Annotated in this window: 9 protein-coding genes; 1 reads left to right on the top strand and 8 read right to left on the bottom strand. The window is 72.6% G+C overall.

The genetic code is table 11. The annotated features are described in order from the left end of the window. Positions 1-2: 2 nt before the first annotated feature. The 6 genes from ITP53_RS21245 to ITP53_RS21220 all read right to left on the bottom strand — a co-directional run bounded on the left by ITP53_RS21245 (position 3) and on the right by ITP53_RS21220 (position 6,237). Positions 3-1,037, bottom strand: coding sequence for a DUF917 domain-containing protein (locus ITP53_RS21245; RefSeq protein WP_195897161.1), 1,035 nt, complete (start codon positions 1,035-1,037; stop codon positions 3-5). Continuing rightward, the gene (locus ITP53_RS21240; RefSeq protein ID WP_195897160.1) at positions 1,034-1,945 is read right to left on the bottom strand and encodes a hypothetical protein; all 912 of its coding nucleotides are present in this window, start codon (positions 1,943-1,945) and stop codon (positions 1,034-1,036) included. The genes ITP53_RS21245 and ITP53_RS21240 overlap by 4 nt, the downstream gene beginning before the upstream one ends. Positions 1,946-1,959: 14 nt before the next feature. Then, the gene (locus ITP53_RS21235; protein WP_207756224.1) at positions 1,960-3,267 is read right to left on the bottom strand and encodes an MFS transporter; all 1,308 of its coding nucleotides are present in this window, start codon (positions 3,265-3,267) and stop codon (positions 1,960-1,962) included. A gap of 209 nt (positions 3,268-3,476) precedes the next feature. Beyond that, positions 3,477-4,235 carry an ATP-binding cassette domain-containing protein gene (locus ITP53_RS21230; protein WP_195897159.1) on the bottom strand — a complete coding sequence of 253 codons (759 nt, stop codon included), beginning with the start codon at positions 4,233-4,235 and terminating at the stop codon, positions 3,477-3,479. Further along, entirely contained in the window at positions 4,232-5,260 is a 1,029-nt protein-coding gene (locus tag ITP53_RS21225) for an ABC transporter permease (RefSeq protein ID WP_195897158.1), read from the bottom strand. The genes ITP53_RS21230 and ITP53_RS21225 overlap by 4 nt, the downstream gene beginning before the upstream one ends. Continuing rightward, entirely contained in the window at positions 5,257-6,237 is a 981-nt protein-coding gene (locus tag ITP53_RS21220) for a sugar ABC transporter substrate-binding protein (RefSeq protein ID WP_195897157.1), read from the bottom strand. The genes ITP53_RS21225 and ITP53_RS21220 overlap by 4 nt, the downstream gene beginning before the upstream one ends. 117 nt (positions 6,238-6,354) lie before the next feature. Here ITP53_RS21220 and ITP53_RS21215 point away from each other — a divergent pair, with 117 nt between their 5' ends. Beyond that, entirely contained in the window at positions 6,355-6,906 is a 552-nt protein-coding gene (locus ITP53_RS21215; protein ID WP_328815258.1) for a hypothetical protein, read from the top strand. 13 nt (positions 6,907-6,919) lie between these two features. Here the strand turns inward: ITP53_RS21215 and ITP53_RS21210 are convergent, their stop codons facing one another. Both ITP53_RS21210 and ITP53_RS21205 read right to left on the bottom strand, forming a co-directional pair. Continuing rightward, complete coding sequence (locus ITP53_RS21210) at positions 6,920-7,156, bottom strand: hypothetical protein (protein ID WP_195897156.1); 237 nt, start codon at positions 7,154-7,156, stop codon at positions 6,920-6,922. Between the two features lie 12 nt (positions 7,157-7,168). Beyond that, the gene (locus tag ITP53_RS21205; protein ID WP_195897155.1) at positions 7,169-8,506 is read right to left on the bottom strand and encodes a TRAP transporter large permease subunit; all 1,338 of its coding nucleotides are present in this window, start codon (positions 8,504-8,506) and stop codon (positions 7,169-7,171) included. Between the last annotated feature and the right edge of the window lie 24 nt (positions 8,507-8,530).

The raw sequence follows: 8,530 nt of genomic DNA, 5'->3' as shown, positions 1-8,530 counted from the left end.
CCTCACAGCGGGATCCCGAACGCGTGCAGACCGCCCAGCGCCAGCCCCTCTTCGGTGTGCCACACCGGTGCCGCCTCGACCACCATGATCTCCACCTCCAGGCCCGGCTCCGCCGTGTCGACGTCGACGACCATCCCGTCGGACGTCGAGATCATGCAGATCTGGTCCGGCGCCATCGCCTCCACCGCCCCGTCGGCGAGGGCCAGGATGATCTCGTTGTGCGCCTCCAGGCGTACCAGCCGCCGCAGGCCATGGGACTCGCGCACCACGATGCTCGACGGCAGCGACGGCAGGGCCAGGTCGGCCCCGTGTCCCGTGCTGCCCTCCACGGCCAGGATCCGCCCCGTGCACAGGGTCCGCACACCGTACGGCACCGCCGCCGACCGCGGCGCCCCCGGCGTGCCCGCCTCCAGCAGCAGGCTGACCGTGCCGGGCACCGCCACCCTGGCCAGGTCGCGCGCGGCCATCGGATAGCACGCCGCCACCGCCCACCCGCCGACCGACAGCACCACCGGCCGCAGCAGCTCCTCCACCCGGCCGGCCGCCGGCTCCAGCACCAGCAGCTCACCGGACGCCCCGGCGAGCGCCAGCGGCGCGGGACGCACACCGCCCAGCGCGTACGTCGTCTGCTCCACCAGCGGGAACACCCGCCCAGAGCCGTCGCCGTCCACCAGCGGCACCCCGAGCCCGGCCGCCGCGATGAACGGGATCAGCGCGTTCTCCGCCGCCAGGTTCAGCGCCACCACCGCCTGGGCCCGCTCCCCCAGCCGCCGCTCCAGCGCCCGCACGGCCCGCACCGGCTCCTCCCCGCGCGGCAACTGCTCCCCCAGCGCCGTCGTGGAGCCGACCAGGCTGACCGCGACGCACAACGCGTCCGGCGCCGGCTCACCGGCCGCCACCAGCTCGACCCCCGACCCGGCCACCGACCTCGCCCAGTCCAACGCCAGGCTGAAGGACGGCTCGGCGCCCCCCGCGGCGAACAACCGCGACCCCGCCGCGAACCGGGTCAGCTCGCCGCCGTCGATGAGCCGGCTCACGGGAGCACCCCCTCCGCCGCCACGCGTACCCGGTAGATCCCGTGGGGCAGGTACGACAGCGGGTTCACCGTGGTCTCCGCGATCCACGCCGAGCCCGGCGCGGCGCCCGCGCTGACCACCCGCGTCAGCACCTCGTCCCGCGCGTCCTGGAGCGCCCGCTCCAGCTCGGCCCGGCCGTGCGCCTGCACGATCCGCTCCACCCGCGCCTCCGGCCGCCCGATGGCCGCGCCGTACGCCGCCGCCACCTCGCCGGGCACCGACTCGTCCGCCAGCGCCGCCCGCCCCCGCACCCGGCTCGCCGTCGCACCCAGGTCGCAGGCCAGCGGGAAGCGCCGGAAGTAGTGCGCCGACACCACGCCGCCGTCCGACCTGGCGAAGTACGCCGGCATCCGGGGCAGCTCCCTGACCACCTCGTCGGCGATCCGGCCCGCCTCCCCGCCGAGCGCCGCGTTGCGGATCGTGTCCCTTTCCCGCTCACGCAACCCGGGCTGCCCGAACTCGTACGACAGCGTGATACGCGCCCCAGGCACCTCGGCCGCGACGATCTCCGCAACCGCCAGCTCGTGATCGGACAGCATGGGTGACCCGCTCGCCGTCACGGCGAAGTCCGCCAGCCCGCACGAGCCGGCGAAGCGCCGCACCGCCTCGGTGTCCAGCGGCTCCAGCGGCCGCCCGGTCAGGCTGTGGCCGCCCCGCACGATCGTCGCCGCCCCCGGCCTGGCCACGTGCGGACGCAGCGCCGCGGGGCACGGCCCGCCCACGCGGATGGCCGCCACGGGGGACGTGCCTGAGCCGCTCAGGTCCACCGCGACGCAGGCGCGCGCGGCCGTACGGGCGGTGGCCCGGTTGACCGGCCAGTCCGGCACGCCGTCCCGTACGGCCACCACCACCGGTAGGGGCCGTCCCAAGGCGACGCCGAGGATCACTCCAGCTCGCGCCCTTCCGTCTCCGGCAGCGGCAGCGCCAGCAGCGCGGTCGCCACCATGAACGCGTTGATGAGCAGCATCGTGGCGGTGAAGCCGGTGGCGTTCGCCAGCAGCGCCCCCACCGCCGACGGCGCCGCCGTCGTCGCCACGAGCTGCGCCGCGGTGGCGTGCGCGTAGCCGGTGCCGCGCAGGGCCGTCGGGTAGAACTCGCCGTTCCAGGTGTTCCACACGCCCCAGGCGCCCAGGCTGAAGAACGACAACACGAAGACGCCGAGGTAGAGCCCGGCCGCGGACCTGGCCGTGGCGAAGCAGAGACCGCCGAGCACCGCCCCCGCCACGTAGCCGAGGAACACCTTCTTACGCCCGAGGCGGCCGGTCAGCAGCGACGCGGTCACGTACCCGGGGATCATCATCAGCGCGCTCAGCGCCGCGAACCCGAGCGAGGCCGCCTGCGTCAGCCCCCGGCCCCGCAGCAGCGTGGGCAGCCACGTCTGAAGGCCCCAGTAGCCCCAGTTGAAGAAGAAGTTCAGCGCCAGCATCACGACGGTGATCCTGGCGAGCCCGCCGCGGAACAGGTCCAGCGGCCGCCCCACCCGCTCGGCCGCCACCGTGAACCTGGCGCCGGCGTCCGGGCTGGCCAGTGAGCGCAGCACCGCCCGCGCCTCCTTCTGCCGGCCGCGCGCCGCCAGCCAGTACGGCGACTCCGGCACCCACGCCCTGATCGCGAACGCCCACACCCCCGCCACCGCGCCGGCGATCGCCACCACGCGCCAGCCCAGGCCGCCCAGCGCGACCGCCGCCCCGATCGCGGCCAGCATGCCGACCGGCCACCCGATCGACAGGTACACCGTCGCCCGCCCGCGATGCCGGGTCGGCAGCAGTTCCAGGAAGAGCGGGAACGTGATCGTGTAGATGCCCGCCAGCGCCAGCCCCGCGGCCACCCGCGACGCCACCAACGCCACCGCGTCGGGCGCGAACGCCGAGGCCAGCGCGATCACCCCGTACGCCGCGAGCGACCAGAACGCCGCCGGCCTGCGCCCGACGTGGTCGGCCACCGGCCCCCACACCAGCACGCCCGGGATCATGCCGAGCGCCACGGCCGACAGCACCACCCCGATCGCCGCCTCGCCGATCCCGAGCTCCGCGCCCAGGTCACCCGCGACGTAGACGAGCGCGAGCTGCTCCCACGACTCGATGACGAACGCGACGAACAGCGCGAAGGCGATGAGCAGATGCCGGCGGGTGAACGGCATCCGGTCGAACGCCGCGCCGATGGGCAGCACCGACCGGCCGACGGCGGTCATGGGAGCTCCTGGGGCCGAGAGCCGGAAGGAGGCCCGGCACGCGGCCGGGCCTTCCTGCTGGGCGCGCGGGTAATAACGGTGCGCACAGCAGCACACCGCCGGACGCCTTTACTTTGTAGATCAAAGTATGCCCCCCGGTGGATGGTTCCGCCGAGGTGTTCCTGCCTGACTTTGCGTCGAGCGGATCGCCCAAAAGCCTCAAATTCCCATCAAGTCTCCCGTTTCAGCTCGTGCTCCAGCTCATCCAGCTCGGCCCCGCCCGCCATGAGCGCGGTCAGCTCCTCGCGACTGATGTCCGCCTTGCCGTACTCGCCGAGGCTGGTCCCCCGGTTGAGCAGCAGGAACCGGTCCCCCACCGGGTAGGCGTGATGCGGGTTGTGGGTGATGAAGACCACCCCGAGCCCTCGGTCGCGGGCTCTGGCGATGTAGCGCAGCACCACGCCCGCCTGCTTCACCCCGAGCGCCGAGGTGGGCTCGTCCAGGATGAGGACGCGGGCGCCGAAGTACACCGCCCTGGCGATCGCCACCGACTGCCGCTCGCCGCCGGACAGCGTGCCGACCGGCTGGTCCACGTCGCGGACGTCGATGCCCATCGCGCGCAACTCCTCGCGGGCCACCCGCCGGGCCTTGACCACGTCGAACGCCAGGCCCTTGCGCGGCTCGGAGCCGAGGAAGAAGTTCCGCCAGACGGACATGAGCGGGATCATCGCCAGGTCCTGGTAGACCGTGGCGATGCCGCGGTCGAGCGCGGCGCGGGGGCCGCCCAGGCGCACCTCCGCGCCGTCCACCAGCAACGTGCCCGTGTCGTGCTGGAGGACACCGGCCAGGATCTTGATGAGGGTGGACTTGCCCGCGCCGTTGTCGCCCAGCACGCAGGTGACCCGGCCGGCCTCCACCCCCATCGACACGTCGCGCAGCGCCAGCACCGAGCCGAACGTCTTGCCGATGCCGCGGGTCTCCAGGATCAATGCCGCACCTCCTCGGCGTAGCGCCGGACCAGGCGGTTGGCCAGCGTCGCCAGCAGCAGCATCGCGCCGAGGAACAGCTTGAACCAGTCGGCGTCCCAGCCCAGGAACACGATGCCCTTGTCGGCCATGCCGAAGATCACCGCGCCGATGGCGGCGCCGATCGCGGAGCCGTACCCGCCGGTGAGCAGGCAGCCGCCGATGACGGCGGCGATGATGTAGATGAACTCCTGCCCGATGCCGATGTTGGCCTGCACGGACGTGTACCGCAGCGCCAGGATCGAGCCGACCAGCCACGCCGCGAACGCCGTCGTCATGAACAGCGCGATCTTCGTACGGGCGGCGGGCACGCCCACCGCCCGCGCGGCCTGCTCGTCGCCGCCCACCGCGAAGATCCAGTTGCCGGCCTTGGAACGCATCAGCACCCAGGTGGCCACCGCGGTCACGAGGATCCACCACAGGATCGCCACCCGGAACGAGGTGCCGCCGATCTGAACGGTCCCGGCGAAGATCGCGCTCGCGCCCTCGAACCCCTCGGCCCGGCGCAGGCCGCTGACCTGCACGGTCCCGGTGATGGCCTTGGTGACGCCGAGGTTGACGCCTTGGAGCATGAGGAACGTCCCCAGCGTGACGATGAAGCTGGGCAGCCGGGTCCTGGTCACGACCAGGCCGTTGGCGTACCCGACGGCCAGCGCCACGACCAGCCCGGCGAGCATCGCCAGCCACACGCTGACCCCGAAGCGGGTGGCCAGCGTGACGAGGATCAGCCCGCTCGTGCCGGTCAGCACGCCCGCCGACAGGTCGAACTCGCCGCCGATCATCAGCAGCGCGACCGCGACCGCCATGATGCCGAGCGTGGCGGCCGGGTCGAGCCAGTTCGCGATGCCGGCCGGCGAGCGGAACACCGGCGACTGGGCCGCGAAGAACGCGAACACCACCACCAGCCCGACCACCGCGCCCAGCTCGGGCCTGATCAGCAGCCGGCGGGCCAGTCCCACGTGGGCGAGCCGCTCGTCCGCAGCGGTCACCGAGTGCCCGCCTCGGCCAGCTCGGCCACCTGCGCGGCGTTGTCCTTGGTGACGAACCCTGGCCCGGTGTTGACCGGCAGCCCGCCGCCGACGGTGTTGAGGTTGGCCTTGTACAGGTTCAGGAACGTGATCGGCAGGTAACCCTGCAGGTACTGCTGCTGGTCCACGGCGAACAGCACCTCACCGGCCTGGATCGCCTCCACCACGTCGGCCGACAGGTCGAACGTCGCCAGCCGCGCCTGCGACCCCGCGTCCCTGATCGCGTCCCTGGCGGCCACGGCGATCGCCGGGTTCAGCGCCAGCACGCCGTTGACCTGCTGGTCCGACTGCAGCTTGGCGGTGACCTTGGACGTCACGTCGGCCAGGTTGCTCACGTCCACCTGCAGCCGCTCGACGGTCCCGCCCAGCGTCTCCTCCGCACCCTTGCAGCGCTGGTCGAGGCCGACGTTCCCGGCCTCGTGGATGACGCACAGCAGCTTGGTGACGCCCGCGGCCTTGAGCTGCTCGCCCGCGCCGCGCCCGGCCACGTCCTCCGACTGGCCGACGTGCGTAACCGCGCCGAACGCCTTGGAGGAGCCGGCGCCCGAGTTGATCGTCACGACCGGGATCCTCGCCGCGACCGCCTTGCCGATGGCCTCCTTCAGCGCGTCGGGGTTGGCCATGGAGACCACGATGCCGTCCACCTTCTCCGAGACGGCCTGGTCGATGAGCTGCGACTGCTTGGCGGGGTCGCCGTCGCCCTGGTAGGTGACCTGGGCGCCGTACTGCTCGCCGGCGGCCTCTGCGCCGTTCTTGACCACGTCCCAGAAGGAGTCGCCGGGCGCCCCGTGCGTGATGACGGCGAACTTGGCGCCGCTCCCCTCCTGCGCCGCGGAGGTCGCGGGCGGGGCACTCGGCGCGCTCTGCCCTCCCGAGGAGGAACAGCCGGTCACGGCCAGCGCGCCCAGCAGGGCCAGCACGATAGGGGTACGTCTCATCGGACACCTCCAAGACGAACGGGCTCGCCCCGGTTGTACCCCAATATCAACTCTTTGTATAGACATACGGACCAATGCTCAGCCCCGTTCACTCCCGGCGATGACCCGGCCATCTGGGTGCATCCCGGACGCCCCGGCGCGAGCGTGGTCATCGCGACCGCCAAGGAAGGCGGCCTGTACGCCTACTCCCTCACCGGGGCCGTGCTCCAGCACGTACCCGCCGAGCCGCCGCCCGGCCCCGACCACGAGCCTGGCCGGCTCAACAACGTCGACCTCGTCCACGGGCCACGTCGTCGCGCGGTACGGGCTGCACCGCGTCCACGCCGGGATCTTCTCGGGCATCGCCGTCGCGGTCGCGCTGCTCGGCCTCGCCCCCGGTTCGCTCCCCGCCGTCGCCCTCTCCGCCCTGCTCTACGGCCCGTGCTTCATGGCCGGATCCGGGGGCCTCGCGGTGTGGAGTTACCGTGTCTTCCCCGAGCGGCCCTCCGCCGGCCTCAGCCTCACCGCCTTCTTCCTGGGGCTGGGCACGATCGCGGGACCCGCGCTGCTCGGTGCGTACGCCGAACTCCACGGCCTGCGCGCCGCGTTCCTCCTCACGGCCGGCGTCGCGGTCCTCACCTTGGTGTGCGCTCCAAACCGCGGCGCGTCACGCCGTCGCAGGGCGCGTGACGGCGTCGGTGAGCTAGTCCTCGCCTGCCTTCCAGTGGAACAGGTACGACATCACGAACCCCAGTAGCCCGGTCACCCCCGCCGCCACGGTCATGGCCGTGCCGAGCATCGACACGGCGCCGGAGACCAGGCCCGCGTCCCCGGCGATCAGCCCTACGGCCTGGGTCAGCACGACGATCACGCCGAGGGCGAGGAACGCCACGACGCCGATCTTGAAGATGGTCATGGTGACGCTCTTGACGGTGTTCACGAAGGCTTCCTCTCAGATCGGCAGGACACCGGTCGCCACCAGCACGCCGATGACCAGGGTCGGGACGACGAACCAGATGATCAGCCGGCCGAACGTCCTGGCCGGGTCCACCTGGGCGATGCCGCTGGCGATGTAGATGGGCGCGGCTCCCGGCGGCGAGGCGCCCTCGGTCGAGGCGAAGATCATGATCGCGGCGGCCGCGGCGGCGGGGGCGATCCCGGCCGCGGTCAGTGCGCTGAAGGCCACCCCGCCGACGGCTGCGATGGTGGCGGTGGCGGTCAGCGGCGAGGCGACGACCACGATGAGCAGGCCGACGAGCGTGGCGATCACGACCGCGGGGGCGTCCATGGCCTGCATGATCGCGGTCAGCTGATCGACCAGGCCCAGCTCGCCCAGGCTGGCGGCGGCGGCGAAGGCGAAGAACAGCGTCGCGCCGATGACGGCGTATCTGGGGGCCATGTCGCCGAGCAGTTGGCTCCAGGCGCGGCCGGTGCGCGGCAGCCGGCGCCACGCCACCGCGAACGTGGCCAGCACCGTCAGCACCGGGATCCACACCACGATGCTGACGTCGCCGGCCGCCTCGCCGACCCGCGACTCCATCAGCGCCACGCCGAAGTCGAGCGTCATCAGCACCGGGATCAGGATGCCCGCGTACACCAGCAGTGACGTCCAGCCGGCCCGCAGCGCCGCGCGCAGCGGGACGATGTCGGCCGCGTCGGTCGCCGCGATCCGGTGCCGCCGCACCCACACGAACACCACCACGAACCGGTACGCCACCGTCCACAACCCGCCGACCAGCGCGGGGACGAAGAGCTGGTCGGCGGTCAGCACGGGCGTCACGGCGGCGGACCCCAGCAGCAGGAACATCGACGAGCTCGGCGGGATCGAGATGCCCAGCCCGGCGTTGCCCGCCACCAGGGACGCGGCCAGGTCGGGCCGCCAGTTGGAGCGCGTCATCCACGGGATGGTGACAGAACCGACGGACGCGGCGATGCCGGACCCGGACCCGGACGGGCCGCCCAGCAGCGCGGCGGCCGAGGTGGAGACGTAGCCGGCGCCGCCGCGGAGCCGGCCGAAGATCGAGTTCAGCACGGTGACCTGCTCCTGGATGAGGCCCAGCCTGGTGAGCAAATACCCCATGAACACGAAGGCCAGGGCGGCGAAGACCACCTCCTCAGAGAGCGCCTCGGTGATGCCGGCCCAGGCCAGCCCGAAGAAGCCGGTGCCGCCGAAGAGGCACACACCGGCGAACCCGATGAGCATGGCCTCACCGATGTTGCGTTTCAGCACGCCGTTCCAGACGACGATGATGGCGATGTACGCGATGAGCGCCCAGACGGCGATTCCCATGGCGCGATGACCTCCAATGGGGGA

It is taken from the genome of Nonomuraea cypriaca, assembly GCF_015645445.1.
Lineage (GTDB): Bacteria > Actinomycetota > Actinomycetes > Streptosporangiales > Streptosporangiaceae > Nonomuraea > Nonomuraea cypriaca.
The sequence above is the reverse complement of the archived record's forward strand: the minus strand, read 5'-3'. Positions and strand labels throughout refer to the sequence as shown.